This is a genomic window from Anabaena sp. 90 (assembly GCF_000312705.1).
Lineage (GTDB): Bacteria > Cyanobacteriota > Cyanobacteriia > Cyanobacteriales > Nostocaceae > Dolichospermum > Dolichospermum lemmermannii.
This window is the reverse complement of sequence record NC_019427.1, coordinates 1,679,329-1,698,274: the sequence shown is the minus strand read 5'-3', so window position 1 is coordinate 1,698,274 and position 18,946 is coordinate 1,679,329. Positions and strand designations below refer to the sequence as shown.

General features: G+C 37.3%; 17 protein-coding genes. 7 read left to right on the top strand and 10 right to left on the bottom strand.

Annotation, left to right across the window (positions count from 1 at the left end; translation table 11 throughout):
• Window positions 1-82 precede the first annotated feature (82 nt).
• Both ANA_RS07685 and era read right to left on the bottom strand, forming a co-directional pair.
• Window positions 83-589 carry a dihydrofolate reductase gene (locus ANA_RS07685; RefSeq protein WP_015079492.1) on the bottom strand — a complete coding sequence of 169 codons (507 nt, stop codon included), beginning with the start codon at window positions 587-589 and terminating at the stop codon, window positions 83-85.
• Between the two features lie 16 nt (window positions 590-605).
• Complete coding sequence (era, locus tag ANA_RS07680) at window positions 606-1,580, bottom strand: GTPase Era (RefSeq protein WP_015079491.1); 975 nt, start codon at window positions 1,578-1,580, stop codon at window positions 606-608.
• A gap of 289 nt (window positions 1,581-1,869) precedes the next feature.
• Here era and ANA_RS07675 point away from each other — a divergent pair, with 289 nt between their 5' ends.
• Window positions 1,870-3,249, top strand: coding sequence for a carotenoid oxygenase family protein (locus ANA_RS07675; RefSeq protein ID WP_015079490.1), 1,380 nt, complete (start codon window positions 1,870-1,872; stop codon window positions 3,247-3,249).
• Window positions 3,250-3,331: 82 nt separating this feature from the next.
• Here the strand turns inward: ANA_RS07675 and ANA_RS07670 are convergent, their stop codons facing one another.
• Complete coding sequence (locus ANA_RS07670; protein WP_015079489.1) at window positions 3,332-4,162, bottom strand: alpha/beta hydrolase; 831 nt, start codon at window positions 4,160-4,162, stop codon at window positions 3,332-3,334.
• Between the two features lie 92 nt (window positions 4,163-4,254).
• On the opposite strand from ANA_RS07670, the gene ANA_RS07665 reads away from it, so the two are divergent.
• Together ANA_RS07665 and ANA_RS07660 are read left to right on the top strand one after the other, a co-directional pair.
• Window positions 4,255-5,664 carry an ankyrin repeat domain-containing protein gene (locus ANA_RS07665; protein ID WP_015079488.1) on the top strand — a complete coding sequence of 470 codons (1,410 nt, stop codon included), beginning with the start codon at window positions 4,255-4,257 and terminating at the stop codon, window positions 5,662-5,664.
• A 33-nt stretch (window positions 5,665-5,697) separates the two neighbouring features.
• The gene (locus ANA_RS07660) at window positions 5,698-7,143 is read left to right on the top strand and encodes a serine/threonine protein kinase (RefSeq protein ID WP_015079487.1); all 1,446 of its coding nucleotides are present in this window, start codon (window positions 5,698-5,700) and stop codon (window positions 7,141-7,143) included.
• Between the two features lie 86 nt (window positions 7,144-7,229).
• On the opposite strand, the gene ANA_RS07655 is transcribed toward ANA_RS07660, so the two are convergent.
• Window positions 7,230-8,726, bottom strand: a complete 1,497-nt coding sequence (locus ANA_RS07655) for an HlyD family efflux transporter periplasmic adaptor subunit (RefSeq protein WP_015079486.1) — start codon at window positions 8,724-8,726, stop codon at window positions 7,230-7,232.
• A gap of 366 nt (window positions 8,727-9,092) precedes the next feature.
• Here ANA_RS07655 and ANA_RS07650 point away from each other — a divergent pair, with 366 nt between their 5' ends.
• Window positions 9,093-9,995, top strand: coding sequence for an alpha/beta hydrolase (locus ANA_RS07650; RefSeq protein ID WP_015079485.1), 903 nt, complete (start codon window positions 9,093-9,095; stop codon window positions 9,993-9,995).
• Between the two features lie 87 nt (window positions 9,996-10,082).
• On the opposite strand, the gene ANA_RS26970 is transcribed toward ANA_RS07650, so the two are convergent.
• From ANA_RS26970 to ANA_RS07635, 3 genes are all read right to left on the bottom strand, one after another.
• Window positions 10,083-10,451 (bottom strand): hypothetical protein, encoded by a 369-nt coding sequence (locus ANA_RS26970; protein ID WP_015079484.1) that lies wholly within the window; start codon window positions 10,449-10,451, stop codon window positions 10,083-10,085.
• Window positions 10,452-10,564: 113 nt separating this feature from the next.
• Entirely contained in the window at window positions 10,565-10,801 is a 237-nt protein-coding gene (locus tag ANA_RS07640; RefSeq protein WP_015079483.1) for a DNA-directed RNA polymerase subunit omega, read from the bottom strand.
• A gap of 20 nt (window positions 10,802-10,821) precedes the next feature.
• Window positions 10,822-11,175, bottom strand: a complete 354-nt coding sequence (locus tag ANA_RS07635; protein WP_235081973.1) for a hypothetical protein — start codon at window positions 11,173-11,175, stop codon at window positions 10,822-10,824.
• 145 nt (window positions 11,176-11,320) lie between these two features.
• On the opposite strand from ANA_RS07635, the gene ANA_RS07630 reads away from it, so the two are divergent.
• Together ANA_RS07630 and ANA_RS07625 are read left to right on the top strand one after the other, a co-directional pair.
• A complete protein-coding gene (locus ANA_RS07630) occupies window positions 11,321-12,109 on the top strand; it encodes a TIGR01548 family HAD-type hydrolase (RefSeq protein WP_015079481.1) in 789 nt (262 codons plus the stop codon).
• A gap of 73 nt (window positions 12,110-12,182) precedes the next feature.
• The gene (locus ANA_RS07625; protein ID WP_015079480.1) at window positions 12,183-13,568 is read left to right on the top strand and encodes a cytochrome P450; all 1,386 of its coding nucleotides are present in this window, start codon (window positions 12,183-12,185) and stop codon (window positions 13,566-13,568) included.
• Between the two features lie 238 nt (window positions 13,569-13,806).
• Here the strand turns inward: ANA_RS07625 and ANA_RS07620 are convergent, their stop codons facing one another.
• A complete protein-coding gene (locus tag ANA_RS07620) occupies window positions 13,807-15,093 on the bottom strand; it encodes a glycosyltransferase (RefSeq protein WP_015079479.1) in 1,287 nt (428 codons plus the stop codon).
• Window positions 15,094-15,250: 157 nt separating this feature from the next.
• Between ANA_RS07620 and ANA_RS07615 the strand changes: the two genes are divergently transcribed.
• Window positions 15,251-15,724, top strand: coding sequence for a TspO/MBR family protein (locus ANA_RS07615; protein ID WP_015079478.1), 474 nt, complete (start codon window positions 15,251-15,253; stop codon window positions 15,722-15,724).
• 119 nt (window positions 15,725-15,843) lie between these two features.
• On the opposite strand, the gene ANA_RS07610 is transcribed toward ANA_RS07615, so the two are convergent.
• Window positions 15,844-18,198: a ComEC/Rec2 family competence protein gene (locus ANA_RS07610; RefSeq protein ID WP_015079477.1), complete on the bottom strand. Its 2,355-nt coding sequence runs from the start codon at window positions 18,196-18,198 to the stop codon at window positions 15,844-15,846.
• A 106-nt stretch (window positions 18,199-18,304) separates the two neighbouring features.
• On the bottom strand, window positions 18,305-18,790 hold the full coding sequence (locus ANA_RS07605; RefSeq protein ID WP_015079476.1) for a DUF4079 domain-containing protein: 486 nt from the start codon (window positions 18,788-18,790) through the stop codon (window positions 18,305-18,307).
• Window positions 18,791-18,946 lie beyond the last annotated feature (156 nt).

Below are 18,946 nucleotides of genomic sequence, written 5' to 3'. Positions count from 1 at the left end.
CGAACGGGGAACGGGGAACATAAAAATCAGTTGTGTATTAATTGTGTCCCATTACTTAGCCAATTATTGAAGGTGGCGTTACCTAATTAACGCACTTTTCAATTTCCACAAAATTAAACTTAAAGCCATTTTCCTGCATTTTCTTCTCTTTGGTGACTTTTCCAAAATCGGCAAATTCAGGAAAGTATATGTCTCCCACAAAATTACCTTCAACAATGGTTAAATAAAGTTTATCGGCCAATTTGATTGCTTCAGTGTAAATCTGTCCACCACCAGCGATAAATATTTCTTCTGTTTCACTCATTTTCGCCCATGCAATTGCTTCTGGTAATGAATGCAAAACTACACAACCAAAGGCTTGAAAATTGGTGTCTCTGGTAAGAATGATAGTTGTACAATTACGAATTGGTTTATTAAAAGTGGCATAACTTTTGCGCCCGATAATGACAGGATGTCGTCGGATAGTTTCCCGATAATAAAGTTCATCACTGGGAATATTCCAAGGAATACCCGCATGAATATGTTCTTTTGTCGAGTCTGATAAAATTCGATTTTCAGAAATGGCAGCAATGAGACTAATCAAAGGCATAATTTACCCCTATTTATTATTCTTCTACCCGATAACCCAGTTCTGCTAACCGCACTCGTGAATGTCGCCATTTAGGTTGAACTTTGACAAATAATTCTAGATAAACTTTCCCAGCAATTAGCTTTTGAATTTGTTGTCTAGCTTCACTACCAATAGATTTGAGCATTGTTCCACCTTTACCAATAAGAATACCTTTTTGAGAATCTCTCTCAACATGGATGGTGGCGAGAACACGGGTAATTTTTGGGCTTTCTTCGACTAAATCAATGCCTATGGCTACGGAGTGGGGAACTTCTTGACGGGTTAATAATAATATTTGTTCTCGAATTAATTCACCCATGATAAACCGTTCTGGTTGGTCTGTAACTAAATCGGGTGGATAGTAAAATGGTCCTGGTTCGAGATGACTAATTAATAAATCTTGGAGTTGCGATAATTCCGCTCCAGTTTTAGCAGAAAATTTCACACTTTGCCATTGATAGCTATTAGCTAATTGAATATAACTATCATCTATTTTTTGATAATCTTCTGGTTGTTCATCAATTTTATTAATCCCCAGAATTACAGGTGTTCGACTATTAATTAGTAGTTCTGCCACATAGCGATCGCCTGGACCACAAGCAACAGTGCCATCAACTACAAATAATATCACATCTACCGATTCAATGGCAATTTTCGCATTTTTTACCAGCACTTCTCCCAATTGATGATGGGGTTTGTGAATACCCGGTGTATCTACAAAAATTAACTGGGCTGTTTCTGTAGTTACAATCCCCTTTAACCGATTGCGAGTAGTTTGGGATACTGGGGAAGTAATGGCTATTTTTTGTCCGACTAATTCATTCATTAAAGTGGATTTACCCACATTAGTCCGACCGATAATGCCAATAAAACCTGATTTAAACCCATCCGGTGCTTGAGGAATCATTACCCCACCGAAATCAGTAAAAATATTATTATCAATATTAGAGACTTGTGATTCTACTTGCATTGTTTACAGTTATGATTAATAGATTATTTTGACTTTGATGGAAATTTTCTTAGCGTTGCTAAATTGAAATATGAAATTGGTAAATTTAACCTTTGCAACCTTTATTCTTTGCGCCTTTGCGCCTTTGCGTGAGGCATATTCATATATTTGATTAGCAACACCATTCTCTTTTAGAGAAGAGATACATTAATTATTGCATATTTATGGAAATGATAAAAATTGTCTTCCCTAGCACAAATCGCAAACCATAATTATATTAAGTACAGTATCTTTATCTAGCTCACTGACTATGACCATAGCCTCAACCGCAGTAAATCCTTATTTAGCAGGCAATTTTGCCCCCATAAACACAGAAGTCAGCACTGACAACTTGGAAGTTATCGGAGAAATCCCTCCAGAATTATCAGGGATGTTTGTCCGCAATGGACCGAACCCACAATGGAGTCCCATTGGTCAATATCACTGGTTTGATGGCGATGGAATGTTACATGGTGTACAAATCAACGACGGTAAAGCCACTTATCACAATCGCTATGTGAGAACTAGGGGCTGGAATATTGAACATGAAGCTGGTAAAGCTGTGTGGAGTGGACTTTTAGAACCACCGCAAATGGACAACCCCCACGGACCGGGGAAAAATACCGCTAATACAGCCCTCGTATGGCACAATCAACAGCTTTTAGCATTATGGGAAGGAGGTGCGCCTCATCACATCAACACTGCTGACTTAGCGACTATTGGGGAACATACCTATAATGGTAAACTAATTTCCGCCTTTACCGCCCATCCCAAGGTAGATCCAGTTACGGGGGAAATGATGTTTTTTGGTTACGGTTTTAGACCACCTTATCTACAATATGGCGTAGTTTCCGCCCAAGGTGAGTTATTACGAACAGTACCCATAGAAATACCCACAGCGGTAATGATGCACGATTTCGCCATTACGGAAAATTATACCATTTTCATGGATTTACCCCTGACATTTAGTGCGGAACGAATGATGCGGGGAGAACCGATGATGATGTTTGAGAGCGATCGCCCCAGTCGGTTTGGTATAATGCCTCGTCATGGTGACAGCAGCAATATTCGCTGGTTTGAATGTCCTCCTTGCTATGTCTTCCACACCCTCAATGCTTATGAAGCCGGAGACGAAGTGCTACTGATTGCTTGTCGCATGAATTCCACTAATGTCCTGATTTCCCAGGATACACACAGTGATCCCAAAGGAGACATTCCTTTTTTACACCGTTGGCGTTTTAACCTTAGCACAGGTGTAGTTACAGAAGAACAACTAGATGATGTACCGGGAGAATTTCCCCGTGTCAATGAAAAACTGTTAGGAAGAAAAACCCAATATGGCTATGTGGGAAAAATGGCAAATAATCCAAATCCCTTATTTGATGGTCTAATCAAATACGATTTTGAAAATGGTAAATCCCAAACCCATGAATTTGGCAAAAATCGTTATGGGGGAGAAGCAGTATTTGCACCAGATCCTAATTCTACAGTAGAAGACAAAGGATGGCTGGTAACATTTATTTATGATGAAAATTCCCAAACATCAGAACTCGTAGTTATCAACGCGCAAGATATCACCAGCGAACCGATAGCGCGGGTAATGATTCCTCAACGTGTACCCTATGGATTCCACGGTATTTGGATTTCCTAATTGAGTAGGTTGGGTTGACGTATGTTACCCAACATTGTCATTATCAATTCTTTTGTTGGGTTGCGCTGTCGCTGAACCCAACCTACTTGGTAGGATTTTTCTCAACTAAATCAGCAAACTTTTTTAATATTTCCCAATACTTTTCTCCCGCAACAAAAGATAAATCATTATGGCTGGCTTTTTCTACCCAAAAAGAAAGTTTGGGAGATGATACAGCAGCAAATAATTTTTCTCCATGACTAAAAGGAATAATTTCGTCAGTTTTACCATGAATGATCAAAACTGGACATTTGACTTTTTTGATTTTTGCCAGATTCGTAAACTTATCAAAAGGTAAAAGTGGCACAGGAACAACTACCCGAAAAATCGAAGTAAAGCTACTTTCAACTATTAACCCACCTACAGGTTTTTTTGATGCTAAATCTACGGCTGAACCACCACCAATGGAACGCCCAAATACTATAATTTTTTGGGGAGGAACTTTTAAAGTTTGAGTTAAATAATTGTAAGCAGTATTAATGTCTTGATAAGCAGCTTTTTCTGTAGGAGTTCCTTCACTTGTTCCATAACCCCGATAATCATAAGCAAAGACACTAAAACCCAAATCTCGGATTTTTTCTAACCGTGATTTAATATATCCCAAATCTTCAGCATTACCATGAGCATAAAGAATAGTGTATTTAGCTTGAGGATTTCGTAAATAAATTGCCGAAATATTTTTATCATCTCCAGTTTTTATTTTGAGAATATCTTGATTATCTTGATAACTAGATGGTTGAGGCACAAAAATCATGCTGTCAGCACGAAAATAAACATAGACAGCAAAAAATGCGTAAATAAAAATTAGAGATTTTAACATTCGCTTCCAGGTTAAATCACCAATAAGTAGTTTTTTAAATTTTTGTTTATCCATAACTGCTAAACAAGGGCGAGTAAGAAAACCGGAATCCACAAATGTATTATTGTATATACTTATCAATACCCTCAACCCAAAATTGAAGCTGAATGGAACTGCTGCACCAAAAAGAAGACATCATTGCCCATCAGTATCGCATTCTAGATACCTTGGGACAAGGTGGAAGTGGGACAACATACCTTGCTGAAGAGTTAGAAAGCACTAAACAAGTGGCTCTCAAAGCCTTATCGCTCCACCGAATGACTGACTGGAAAATGATGGAATTGTTTGAGCGAGAAGCAAAAATTCTCTCCGAACTCAATCATCCAGGTATTCCTCAATATTTGGGATATTTTCAAGTAGAAACCCCCGAAGACCGTTATTTTTACATTGCCCAGCAACTGGCAGAAGGTAAGACACTGGCGGGGTTGGTAGAGAGTGGGTGGCGCACCAGTGAAGATGAGGTGCGGCGCATTGCTATCCAAATATTAGAAATTTTAGTGTATTTGCACTCCCTCAAGCCTCCTGTCGTTCATCGAGATATCAAGCCACATAATATTATTCGTGGTGACAATGGGCAGGTGTTTTTGGTAGATTTTGGGGCTGTACAACATACCTATTACACCACTTTTATGCGTGGAAGTACAGTAGTAGGAACTTATGGTTATATGGCTCCCGAACAGTTTCGATCACAAGCTGTACCTGCCACTGATTTGTATGCTTTAGGAGCAACTTTATTATTTCTTTTAACACACCGCTCCCCCGCAGATTTGGAGAGTGATGGATTAAAAATTAATTTCCGTCCCCATGTGCAGATTAGTGAAGAATTTGCCGACTGGCTAGAGAAAATGTTAGAGCCAGATACAGAAGATCGTTTTTCTTCGGCACAGAATGCTTTGGAAGTATTGCAGGGTAAGGGTAAGCTGACTGTAAAATCGAATGACTCTATTTCTCTTCAGTGGAAAAAAATAATTGGAGTTGGTATTACTGCTGTTACTGCTGTTACGCTGTTAAATTTATATAAGTGGGATATTTTAAGCAGCATTAGATTTACGGATATTGCTGGCGGGAATATACTTCACATAGCAGCAAAACAAGGTAACAAGGAGATAGTAAAACAGCAGCTTGAGCAAGGTGCTGATATCCATTCCACGAATAACGATGGTAACACTCCTCTGCATTTGGCAGCACAAAACGATAATAGGGACACAGTAGAACTTCTGATTGCTAAGGGTGCTGATATCCATTCCACGAATAACGATGGTAACACTCCTCTGCATTTGGCAGCACAAAAAGATAATAGGGACACAGTAGAACTTCTGATTGCTAAGGGTGCTGATATCCATTCCACGAATAACGATGGTAACACTCCATTACACTTGGTAGACCGACTAGACATAGTAGAACTGCTGGTCGCTAGGGGTGCTGATGTCAATGCCAAAAACCACAATGGTAACACTCCAGAGCAAGAAAGAGGAGAACGTGCGATAGAACGTGCGAGGAACAAAACTGTAAAGTAATGATCAATCTAACGAAATACCACAAACAAAAATATGGAAGTATTGCACCAAGCTGGAGAAATTATCAATCAACGATATCGCATTCTACGTATATTGGGACAGGGTGGAGTTGGGATTACCTATGCAGCTATTGACTTAGAAAACAGCGAAGAAGTAGCTCTGAAAGTTTTATCATTACGCCGCATGAGTGACTGGAAAAAGATAGAGTTATTTGAAAGAGAAGCAAAAATTCTATCTCAACTTAACCATTCAGCAATTCCTCACTACTTGGATTATTTTCAAATAGATACTAACTCTGACCGTTCCTTTTATATTGTTCAACAATTAGCACCTGGAAATTCTCTGGCAACGTTAGTAGAAAATGGTTGGCTTCCTGATGAAGGAAAAATCAAACAAATAGCTATTCAAATGTTAGAAATTTTGACTTATTTACATTCTCTAACACCGCCAGTTATTCATCGTGATATTAAGCCACAAAATATTATTTTAAGTCATGATAAAAAGGAGTTATTCTTAGTAGATTTTGGAGCAGTAGCTGACACATATCATAATACTGTGACTGGCGGCAGTACAGTAGTAGGAACTTTCGGTTATATGGCTCCCGAACAGTTCCGTGGACAAGCTTTTCCATCTACTGATTTATATGGTTTGGGAACAACGCTACTATTTTTGTTAACGGGAAAATCACCCACTGATTTACCACAGCGTCAACTCAAAATTGATTTTCGTCCCTACGTTGATATTTCTAAAGATTTTGCCAACTGGTTAGAACAAATGTTAGAACCAGTCAGTGCTGACCGTTTTTCTTCAGCGGAGGCAGCCTTAGCAACATTATTAGGTCAAATAGCACTCATACCTCGGCAACCAAAGAAAAGTAATGTAGTTTTGAGTAAAACGGAGAATAGTTTAATTATAACTATTCCTCCAGGGTGTTTTTACAACAATTACAGTTTTCTATTTTTATTTTTTTCTATAATTTTTTATAGTGTTTTTGTGCTAATTTATTGGATTATAGTTGTTGATTATCTCGGTGGGTGGGGATTATTAATATTACTATCATTATTATTAGTCCCATTATTTGTGATACCTGGATTAATCATCCCTGTCATAAAATTATTATATAAACTAATCTTCTCCAAACCTTTATCTCTTTTCATTACTTCTTTTATGAATTCTGTATCAACTACACTGCTACAAATTGATCAGGACTATATCAGCATAGAAATATGGTTACTTGGTTGGTGTATTCCGGAAATAAAAATTCCCAAGTCAGATATTATTAGTGTGGGATTCAATGGTATGATGGGTTATAAATTTTCTAATCTTCTAATTCTTTATATTGTCAGATCCTATTCTTCAGATAAAAATGGAGAAAATATTCAAACTTTTGAAAAAAAGAGACATTTTCGATTTGGTGCATTTTTGACACAACAAGAGAAAGAATGGCTAGTATGGGAGATAAAAAATACCTTAAATTAAGAATTTAGAGATTTTAACATTTGTTGAATAGGGCAGACTAGAAGCCCACCCTACAAAATTCAAAATTAATTACTGTTTTCAGTCAATTATCTCACAGAAAATGCCTCGCTAAACCGTCGAGTAATTGGTTCAATAATGAATGTCAAAACTGATTTTTGCCGGGTGACAATTTCGGCATTAGCAGCCATACCTGGATTAAATTCTACCTCTTGTCCGCGCACATTCAAAGAATGTTTACTTAACTTAATCCTTGTCGGAAAAACCAAACCTAAGTCTTTATCAATTACGGCATTGGGACTGATTTGTAATACTTCACCTTCAACTACACCAAATTCTTGAAAGGGAAAAGTGGCGATTTTGACTTTTGCTTTCATTCCCTGGTTAATAAAACCAATATCACGGTTAAGAACTTTTACTTCTAGGAGCATTTCTTCTCCTTCTGGTAAAATTGATAGTAGTTCTTCTCCAGATTGGACTGGACCTTTGGTAGCTTTAATTTTGTAAATTGTGCCGGCAACAGGGGCTTTGATAGTTTCTCCGTCTTTTTGTTGTCTAGCTTGTTCTAATTGACCAGCAACAGTAGTTAATTCTTCTTTGCGTTTGTTGATTTGGGTGAGAATTTCGCTTTGACGTTCTGAGGTTAACCGGATATTTTGATTACGCGCTGTTTGATAAGCCTGTTCTGCTTGATTAATTTCTTGAAATTGAGCAGCCGCGTCTTTTTCTAAAGAAGCAATTTTATCTTTCGCTTCTGTTAAATTATTTTGATTTTTAGTAATTTCATCGGAATTTCTGATAATATCTGCATTGGCACGATTTAATCTTTCTTTAGCATCCAGATAATCAACTCTCGTTAAAGCCCCTGGTTCAACCAAGGTACGAAGATTTTCTTCTCGTTGTTGAGCAATAGATAAATTATTATCTAACATAGAACGGAGACTTTTGACATTCTCTAAGTTTTTTTGAACATTGGTAAAACTGACTTTAGCATTTGCCAAATTTTCTTGTAAGCGACTCAACCGAACTTTGGCTTGATTAAGTATTGATTGTTGACGTTTGGCTTCTGCTGCTGCTGCTGCTTGTTTGGCTTTATAGTCTAATAACCGGGAGTTTAAAAGTTCATCTTGCAAAATTGTTCCCGCAGTTTTTCCTCCAGAACGTTCAGCTTGTAATCTTTGTAAATCATCTTCAATTAATTTACTAGATTTAGCTAGACGGTTAACATCAGTTTGTTGAAAATTGGGGTCACGTTGAATGAGAATTTGATCTTTAGTCACGCGATCGCCTTCTTTCACTTTCACTGCTAAAATAGAACCATTACCCAAAGCTGTCACTGGTCTAACTTGAGTAGAAGCAATTAATTCTCCTGTTGCTGTCGCTACTTCATCAATTTCTGAAAAATGCGCCCAGGAAATTGTTCCAAATATCACAAAACTCATTGTTCCCGCTAATAATCTTGTGTAAAGCGGTGGTAATTCCTGTACAGCTTTACCCAATTCATAGGATAATTGTTCTTCTGGTTTAGCAAATCTCTCTTTCGTTTGACGCGCTTGCACAGCATTTGCAGCTAGGGAAAATTTCATAATTTGTCAGTTTTGTTAGTTGTTTTTTTTATTGAGTGATCCCAATTTCATGTAAGCCTGATAAAACTAATTTCTCAAGGAAAAAAGGCTTAATCTGGTAATTTTGTGAAGCTGCATTAAGAATTAATATGAGCAATAACTAATTACTAAATGTTTAATATTAATCTATTTCAATATCAAATATTGTCATGTAAGTCACTACTTTATCCAGATCCCCGACTTCTTCAAGAAGTCGGGGATCTATTCTATACATAATAGTTTTTAGAGAAATTATCTGTATTTCTTCCTACAGTTAGAAGCAATTTTATCTACAATATACGTTAATGAGCTAGTAGCTTACTGGCGAAGGAAGTAAAAATTAACTTTATGATTGATCACAGCGACACAATTGCATCTCGTCAAGAAGGCAAATTTCCAGGTGTGGGTGGACTTGATTTGTATTACCAAAGCTGGCATCCTGGAGGTGAAGTTAAAGGAATCTTAGCCATTGTCCATGGACTCGGAGGACACAGCGGACTTTACAAGACCATAGTTGAGCATTTGTTACCGAAAGAATATGCTATCTATGGTTTTGATTTACGTGGTCACGGACGTTCATCTGGTCAAAGAGGTTATATTAATACCTGGGCAGAATTTCGTAATGACTTGCAAAGTTTCCTCAATTTGATTCAACAACAACAACCAGGATGCCCAATTTTTCTATTGGGACATAGTATGGGGGGAGTGATTGCATTAGATTATACTCTTCATTATGTACAAAATAAATCTGAGTTGTCAGGTGTGATTGCTTTTGCACCCAGTATTGGTCAAGTAGGAGTACCGCTGAGTCGTGTAGTTTTAGGTAAGTTACTCTCCCAGGTGTGGCCGCGTTTTTCCTTGAATATTGGTTTGGATTTTAGCGCAGGTTCACGAGATCAGAAAATTTTAAATTCCTATACTCAAGATAAATTACGCCATACTCTCGCTACTGCTAGGTTATCTACAGAGTTTTTTACTACAGTAGATTGGATTCATACTCACGCTGAAAAATGGCAAATACCTCTATTAATTTTACATGGTGGTGCTGATAGAATCGCTTTACCAGCAGGAAGTGCAACTTTTTATCAAAATGTTACCTATCCAGACAAGTTAAGAATTGAGTACCCTGGAGGCTATCATGATTTACACTACGATATTAATTATGTTGAGGTAATCACTGATTTAGTTAATTGGATGGATAAACATTTACCTGCTGCGGTAGTACCATTAAAATCAGTGAATAATCAATAATAGGCGGTAAATAATTTAAAATAGAGATGTTCCAAATAACGTCTCTATAAGAATTTCAAAAAATACACATTGATATTTCATAGATGTCTAATGGCTAGGAATACGAAATAGATAAAAGCCAGCAAGTGTAAAAATGAAAATCGTAGTTGCAGAATAAACAATTACATCTTTCACTAAAAAGGAAATCCAATCTTTTCTCAATTCTTGTTTAAACTTGAGTTCTCGTAATTTACGCTCAAGCTCTATATCTTCTTTATCAGGTAATCTGGTATAAGGACTAATCTCTAAATCATCAATCAATTCTTCTGTAGCATTTGCATTTTGCCAATTATCTAATGGAGAATTAGAATCAGCCAAGACAATTGGCAAATTATCCTGATTTTGATTTTTGATCTCTTTTCTAATTACCTTTTTGACAATTTTGACGATTAAAGCTTCTAAATTTTTATCCGCCATATCTAGTAAAGTAAAATATTTTAATCATGAAGACTCAAAATAAATTAGTATTTTCTTCATTATCCAAAATACCGCCAAACCCTTTACAGGTATGACGGTGATTAGTTTACCTTTTATAGTTCCCCAATAATTTCTGGCTGATTTAATTCATCAGACATTTCGATAATTGCTCTGAGAACAGGCTTCATTATGGAATCTTCGTTATTTTCAAAATCTTCATAACGTCGCCGTTTAGCACGATTTGCAACTTGTACCGTAATGCGATAGCGATTTGATGCAGCACTAATTAATTCTTCTGCACGGTGCATGATTTGAGACTGAGTTGTCTCGAACTTAGAACGTTTAAGCATAATTGATAACTCTGGAGATTCTATCCCAGTTTACTCGGATTTTTCAATTTTAGAGATGGAAAGGAAAATGATCCTTGGGAAATTTGCCTAACTAAGAGAATCAAACTAAGAATTTGGCGCATTTGTTGAATTTGCTGTTTAAGTATTTGGTTCTCTAATCGGAGATTGCGAATTTTTTCTTTACCGATATAAATATTATCTGGTACTGTATGTAGGGCTGCATAACTAGCACGTTCATATTGATTAAATGTATCTGTTATAAATGCTAAAGTATCTTTTGCTTTTCGTAATTGTTGAGCTAGATAAAGGAGCATGAGGGAAATAAGGATATTAATCAGGACAACGATAGTTACCATTTTTATGTTGTTTGCCACTGATTTAATCAAAATTGTAGGTCTATTATATCAGCATTGTTACTTTTTATCTGGGGATCTCTTTTATTTTGAGGCATGACGCTGCTGAAAAAATCAAATAGGATTACTATAGAATTTTATAAATCATCCTTTGCCAATTTCTTCCATGACCGAAAACACAAAAGCAATAGTTATATTTGATATAGACGGGGTTATCCGTGACGTGAGCGGTTCATATCGTCGCGCTATCTCCGATACAGTAGAGTATTTCACTACCCAAGCCTATCGTCCCACACCTGTAGACATTGATCACCTCAAATCTGAAGGAATTTGGAATAACGATTGGGAAGCCTCCCAGGAATTAATTTACCGTCATTTTATCAGTCAAGGACAGCAGCGGCAAGAAATACAATTAGATTATGCCAACATAGTTACTTATTTTCAAAGCCGTTATCGCGGTACAGATACCAAAAATTGGAATGGCTATATTTGTCATGAACCTTTATTAGCGCAGCCGAGTTATTTTCAAGAATTAACAAAATCTGGTATTGCTTGGGGTTTTTTTAGTGGTGCTACTCGTTTGAGTGCTAACTATATTTTAGAAAACCGTTTGGGTTTACAATCTCCTGTTTTAATTGCTATGGAAGACGCACCTGGTAAACCAGATCCGACTGGACTTTTTGCTACTATTAATATATTAGAAAATGGTAGTAATCAAAAACCAACAGTTGTATATGTAGGTGATACGGTAGCAGATATGCACACTGTGGAAAAAGCAAAAGCTGTAGATAATTCTCGGACTTGGTTAGGTGTAGGAGTTTTACCTCCCCATGTTCAGGAAACAGTAGAAGGATGTGAAGCTTATACACAGAACCTAATACAAGCTGGGGCAAAGATAGTGTTGAATAATGTCCAAGAATTAACAATTAGGACAATTTCTAAATTAGAATTGTGATCTCATTAAATGAGATTTTTTTCATTACCTACCCGATATTCATTTAATTTGTAATCATAGGAAATTCATCAAAATGTCTAATTTAAAACTACCTGATGGACCAAAAACCCACCCTTGGATACAGACATATCAATGGTTAAAAGATCCTTTGGGATATATGGAAGAATGTGCTAAAAACTATGGTGATATTTTTACTTTGAGAGTTGGTCCAGTTTTCACTCCGCAGATATTTATTAGCAACCCCCAAGGGATTCAACAGATTTTCACCACAGATACCAAACAGTTAGATTCCGGTGAACCAGCAGGAGTTCAAGCCCCTTTATTGGGAAGACAATCTTTATTAGCATTAGAAGGGAAACCTCATCAACGTCAACGTAAATTATTAACTCCTCCTTTACATGGAGAAAGAATGTTGGCTTATGGTGATTTAATTAGCGAAATTACTCAGCAAGTTACTAATAAATGGCAAATTGGACAAACATTTAATATCCTTTATTCTATGCAAGAAATCTCTTTTGAAGTGATTTTAAAAGCTGTATTTGGTTTACAGAATGGCTCACATTATGAGCAATTGAAGACATTCTTATTAAAGATTCTCAATCCTAAACAACCTTTTTTGCGAGCCATGATGTTAGTTTTTCCATTCTTGCAAAAGGATCTAGGTGCGTGGAGTCCTTGGCACAAATTCTTACAGTTAAAAGCTGAAATTGACGAAGTTATCTATGCGGAAATTAAGGAACGTCAAGAAAAACCCGATTCATCTCGCAGTGATATATTATCTTTGATGATGGCTGCTAGAGATGAAAATGGTCAACCTATGAGTGATGTTGAATTACGAGATGAATTGATTACTTTATTGATAGCTGGTCATGAAACTACTGCAACTTCTTTAACATGGGCGCTTTATTGGATTAATCATGTCCCACAGGTACGAGCAAAATTATTGCAAGAATTGGATAATTTAGGTGAAAATCCAGATGCGAATGAGATTTTTAAATTACCCTATTTAAATGCTGTTTGTTCAGAAACATTGCGAATATATCCGGTGGCCATGTTGGCTTTAAATAGATTGGTAAAATCACCCTTTGAGTTGATGGGTTATAATTTAGAAGCAGGAACTATTGTTATTCCTTGTATTTATCTCACTCATCATCGAGAAGATTTATATCCTGATTCTCAACAGTTTAAACCAGAGCGTTTTTTAGAACGGCAATTTTCTCCTACTGAGTTTGTACCTTTTGGTGGTGGAAATCGTCGCTGTATTGGCATGGCTTTTGCTTTATTTGAAATGAAACTTGTCTTGGCAAATGTGCTATCTAATTGGAATCTAGAATTGGCTGATACTCAACCAGTACAACCGGCACGGAAGGGGGCTTTATTGGGTCCATGTGGGGGTGTGAAAATGATTGTGAAGGGGAAAAGAGAGAAAAATCAGCCTATTTTGCAAAAAGCGCGTTAGTTCAGGGTAGAGTTTTTTAGTAAAATAACCTGTTGTTAGGGAAGCATTTACCATGAAAGACGTTTTAAGTTTGACATACGAAATTATAGAAGGAAATGGTTATGTTCTCATTCCTGATGTGTTAAGCCCAACGCAGGCAGAAGAAGCTAGATCAATGGTACTTACTGACTTGGATTAGAATTCAAGTCAGCTTTGTTTGAAGATATTCAAAGAATTAGGGCAGATACTTGGAATTAGATCAAGATTCCTTTATTGTCGCTAAAACAGGCTTACCAGTAGATACAGCCTGTTCGACAATATCAATTGCTCGCTTTGTTCCCCCTGATTTCTGAATTGCTGCTTGCAACCTAGCAGCATTCTTTTGATAAGAATCTTCCGTCAACACCTTTTTAATAGCAGTCCGCAAATTATTAACATTAACTTTCTTCACAGGAATAGCTTCCCCACATCCTGACCAAACTATCCGCGAAGCTACTCCTGGTTGGTCATTAGCAATGGGAATAGCTACCATTGGTACACCATTCGTTAAACATTCCAATGTGGTATTCATTCCTGCATGAGTAATAGTTAAATCTGCTTTTTCTAATAATTGTAATTGTGGTGCATAACGAACCACTAAAGGATTTCCTGCTATTCCTTCGAGAACTTCAGGATTAGCCGAACCACCCAAAGAAATTACTAATTGTGCATCTAACTCTTGACAAGCTGCGGCAATATTCTGGAAAACTGGTAACAACCGATTTTGTAAAGTTCCCATTGAAGCATAAATTAAGGGTTGTCCTGTTAATTTATCAAAGGGAAAATCAGCAACTTCCCTACCAGTTGCACTATGATATGGTCCGGTAAAATGAAAGCAATTAGGTAAATTTTGTCGAGGAAATTCTAATTCAGCAGGTTGTTGACTAATTTGAGCTAGTTGAGAATAACGTTGATTTGGGTCAAAGTATGCAGGTAAATTTTTATCTCGACGATAGCTTTCTATTAATTCTGTGATAGGTCGAGTAGCCCGATTTAATAATTTATAACCTAATTTATTACGCAGTTTTGCCCACAAAGCTGGACTATAAGACCAATTTGTCATGAAGGGGGGAACACTTGGCTCTCGATTTAAAACTACAGCACTACAAACAGTAATAAAGGGAAGACCAGAAACATCTGCAATAGTCCCTCCATAGGACATAGTTTGATCTATTAATAGTGCTTCTATACCTGCGTCTTTGATAGCTGTTGGGGCATCCCTGAAGGTAACATTAGTAATATCTCTAAAAATAGAGATGGTATATTTTAGTGCTTTCTGTCCGCTTAATTCTCCTAATTTATCAAAAGATGCTTTTGCTGAACCCAGGGGACATTCAGATTCACCAATAACTTGAAATTCTAAACCGGCTGCTTGTGCTTTGGATTGGGCATCAGGAATACCAATTAAGGTAACACGATGTCCACGCTGTTGTAGTTCTTTTCCCAGAGGTAGTATTGTGTTCCAATGTCCAGTTGAGGCGGGACACATTAAGCCATAATGAGTCATAATCGTGTTTTCTCCTTATTTATAATGATATATACCAGAAAACTGCCCCATAGATTCAACGCAGATCACTGTAGTAGGTTTGGATCTATGTTCATAATACTTTACTAGTGTAATATCATTGCGTCAGACTTTCCCCGAAGTCAACACTAAGGAAATAATGATTAAATCTTGGATGATAATTGGCAGTATCGCATTCTTAGTAGGCTTTATCGGTAACTGGATTACACCCAACCAGAGCCAATGGTTTCGGCATTTACAAAGACCCAAATGGTTAACCTTTGAATCAGTAATTCCCCTGATTTGGACTATAATTTTTATCTGTGGTGCTTGGTCAGCTTACATCATTTGGGAACACAGCCCAAATACTGATATAACCCGTTTAATGATGGGTTTGTACCTACTACTAGAGATATTTACTATAGCTTACAGCCCTGTAATGTTACGTTTTCGCAGTCTCATCGCTGGTACAATCCTCGGTGGTACAGGATTACTCATTTGTCTGTTAATCACACTTGCAGTCTTATCAGTATCCTTCTGGGCAGCATTACTATTATTGCCCTATTTACTTTGGAGTCCCATAGGTACATACACCACATGGCAAATGAGTCGTCTTAATCCCCAAGATGCTTAAGCAGAAAAGTTGAAAGTCTCTTTGTGTTTGACTTTCAACTTTTGATAATAGATTATATCTCTTTCTTCCTTTGCGTCTTTGCTCCTTAGCGTCTTTGCGCGAAACAAAATCAAGATTTATTACAAAACAGAAGATTTATTTTCTGTCGTCTGAATGAAAGTTTGAAAATTCCCATTGGGTGTCCATTGAATTGCACCATCTTTGCCAGTCGAGAAAAGTTTTGTTTCTCCTTTACTCAAAGAAGATAATACTTTACTATCTAGATTATTAGCAGGAGCAATCGCTATTTGTGGTTTGAGTGCTAAAACTAAATCCTGCAAAGATTCTGATGGACACCATAACACCTGGGGAGAAGATAAATCCCCACTCTTAATCAATTCTGCAATTTGTTGAGACTTAATATTTCCTACCAATAACCAATTCTGATTAAAAATCTGTAACTTTAAAATCGGTACTTCATCATTAATTAATTGTGCTGTAATTGTCGGATTATTTATAGATTGACCAACTGCTAAATTTTGATAGATTCCTTGCTGTTTTTGCAGTTCCTTTTGTAGTAATTGAGTTGTAATATTGTCTGCTAACTTAGGAGTATATTCGTATAAATTCTTAATTGGTAAACTTTGCATAATTTCCAACCAAGCATCATTGGTATAACCAGGAAACTTACTAGCGATCGCCCAATTAATCTGATTTATTCCTTGCTGCCTTAAAAATGGTAAAATAGTAAATCTACCAGTCCCTTCATTCCCCCCATTAATGACCGTAATATTCCCCCGATCTTGAATTACTAAAACAGGTTCATTTTTAGTATCTAACAAAGTAATTCTCACCAAATTATTAGCAGAATGCCAACTAGGAACAAGTATCAAACCAACTGCAATTAAACCTGCAAACCACCAACGTTTTTGCCACCATTTAACTAACCAAACTAAAATAATTAAAAGATAGATAGTCAACATTTGCCAAATTGATATACTACCAACTGGTATCTGGCTTCCTGGTAAATGATCGAAAAATTCCACCATTTGAATTAACCAATGGGTGGGATAATATAAAAAACTGGCTAAAGTGCCACCTAACTCTGGTGAAATTAAACTTACCAAACCGCTAATCATTCCCCCAATACTAATCACAGAAATAAATGGTGTCGTCAAAATATTGAGAGGCACACTATAAACTATAATCACACAAGCAAAATCCAGCAATCGAGGTAAAGTCCAAATTGTAGCTGCTAAAGGTACAGAAATTAAAGAAGCGATCGCAGGAGGTAGCCAATCTAAACGTTGAGTAATAGATGATGCAGTGACAACCAATCCCAAAGTCGCTAAAAAACTCAATTGAAAACCTAAATTCCAAATCCACAAAGGATTAAACAACAATAATAAAGTAGCCGCTATTAACAAAGACCCCAACTGCTTAACATTTCTTTCCAAAGCCAAACCCAGCAAAGCCGCAAAACCCATAATTTCCGCTCTTAACACCGCAGGTTCAAAACCTACTAAAAACAAAAACACAATTAAACTCAAGCCACCCAGGGTAATCTGCGTCGCTTTATTTGTACGTCTTGTTAGCTGTAAAACTACACCTAAAATTAGAGAAGTTTGAAACCCAGATGCAGCCAAAGCAGGAGCTAAACCAGTCCTGACAAATAAATCCCGGATATCATAAGGTAAATCAACGGCTTTACTACCTAAAACCATTGCACTGACAAGGGGACCTTCAGGAACACCTAATAAACGAGCTTGCGATCGCCCAATTTTCTCACGAACTTGCCACCATCCCCAAGGACGTTCATCATCAAGAATATTAATCTGTCTACCAATTAAACCCGCAAAGGTCCCCTCCTGCCGCAGATATTTCTGAAAATCAAACCCACCAGGATTGGAAGCCGCAGTCGGTTTATACAAAAATCCAGTCACCGCAATTTGTTGTCCAGGATATAACCCAGTAGATTGGAGTATCGGTACAGTCACATATAACCTACCCGTCACCCCCTTGCTACTCCCTAGAGATCCTGTAACACTCTTAACTTCATCCAACTGAGTCACTGCTAACCAAAATTGTCCCCGTTGACTACGAGTTATCCGGGGATTACTATCCACCAAACCGCGTACAATTACCAATTGTTCAAGATTACTATTATCCCCAGCCGCAAATTGACTAATATCTTTGATTCCCGGTTGAGGGACTCGGAATTGTAAATAAACAGTAGCCAAAAAACCCACCACACCAGCTATTAACCATATTCTAGGATGGGGAGTACCTGCCCAGTTATTAACTACTGTTTTCTGTTTCGCAACGGCATTTTCTTTTTTGAGAGCAAATTGCCGCAAATTAGCATATATGCGGCGAAACAAAACCGCTCCCACCACACCCAATAGCAAAATCCATATACCGCCCCAGGGAATTGCGGTAAATAGCAAACCCAAAATATAACTAAGACAGATAATTATTCCACTCGTCTGCATCATAAATCAAAATAATTGCCAAAGCGCCCAAACCAGAAAATATAGCATCAATATTTAACTTGCTTTGGAAAGATATAATTTATCTTTGGTGACTTTGGCAATAATAACATCACAAAGAAATGCCTAAATTTAACCCTAATACAGCATGAACAAACATAATCAAAAGAGTTGTAGACCCTAAATAAGCATGAACTGCACGCAAACCAGCTTTATTTCCAAAAAATCCACTTAGAGAAATTACACCATTAATTAACAACAGTATTAGTACCAGTGAACCCGTCCAAAAATGAGGACTTTCAAACAGTGGTTTTTGCTGCATCACTAAAGATAAAATCCCACCAGTATAGCCACCTGCCAAAAATACAAACAACCAAGGAGCTAATTGACGATGAGCATTACGGCTTTGAATAGCTGCATCCTTATCCTTCCCCTCCAGCAACTTTCCGCGCCAACCCGTCACCCCCACAAAAGTCCCTACCACAAAAATCACAATTCCCATCATCGCTGGATGTCCCCAATGCACAACCGCTTCAGGAACACCTAGAGAACGAAACCAACCCGCAATCGGTTCTAAAACTTCACTTACATTTATCATCTGACACACACCACAATTGTTAACATCAACATCTGCAACCCTCCTACACTGGAGGGGTGAAAAATTTGGCGTTGCTGATAGCCTGCGTGACGAAGCCATATTTAAATATGAATTCTTTGGCTTTCATGTTTAAAACTCTTACCTTTGCGACTTTGC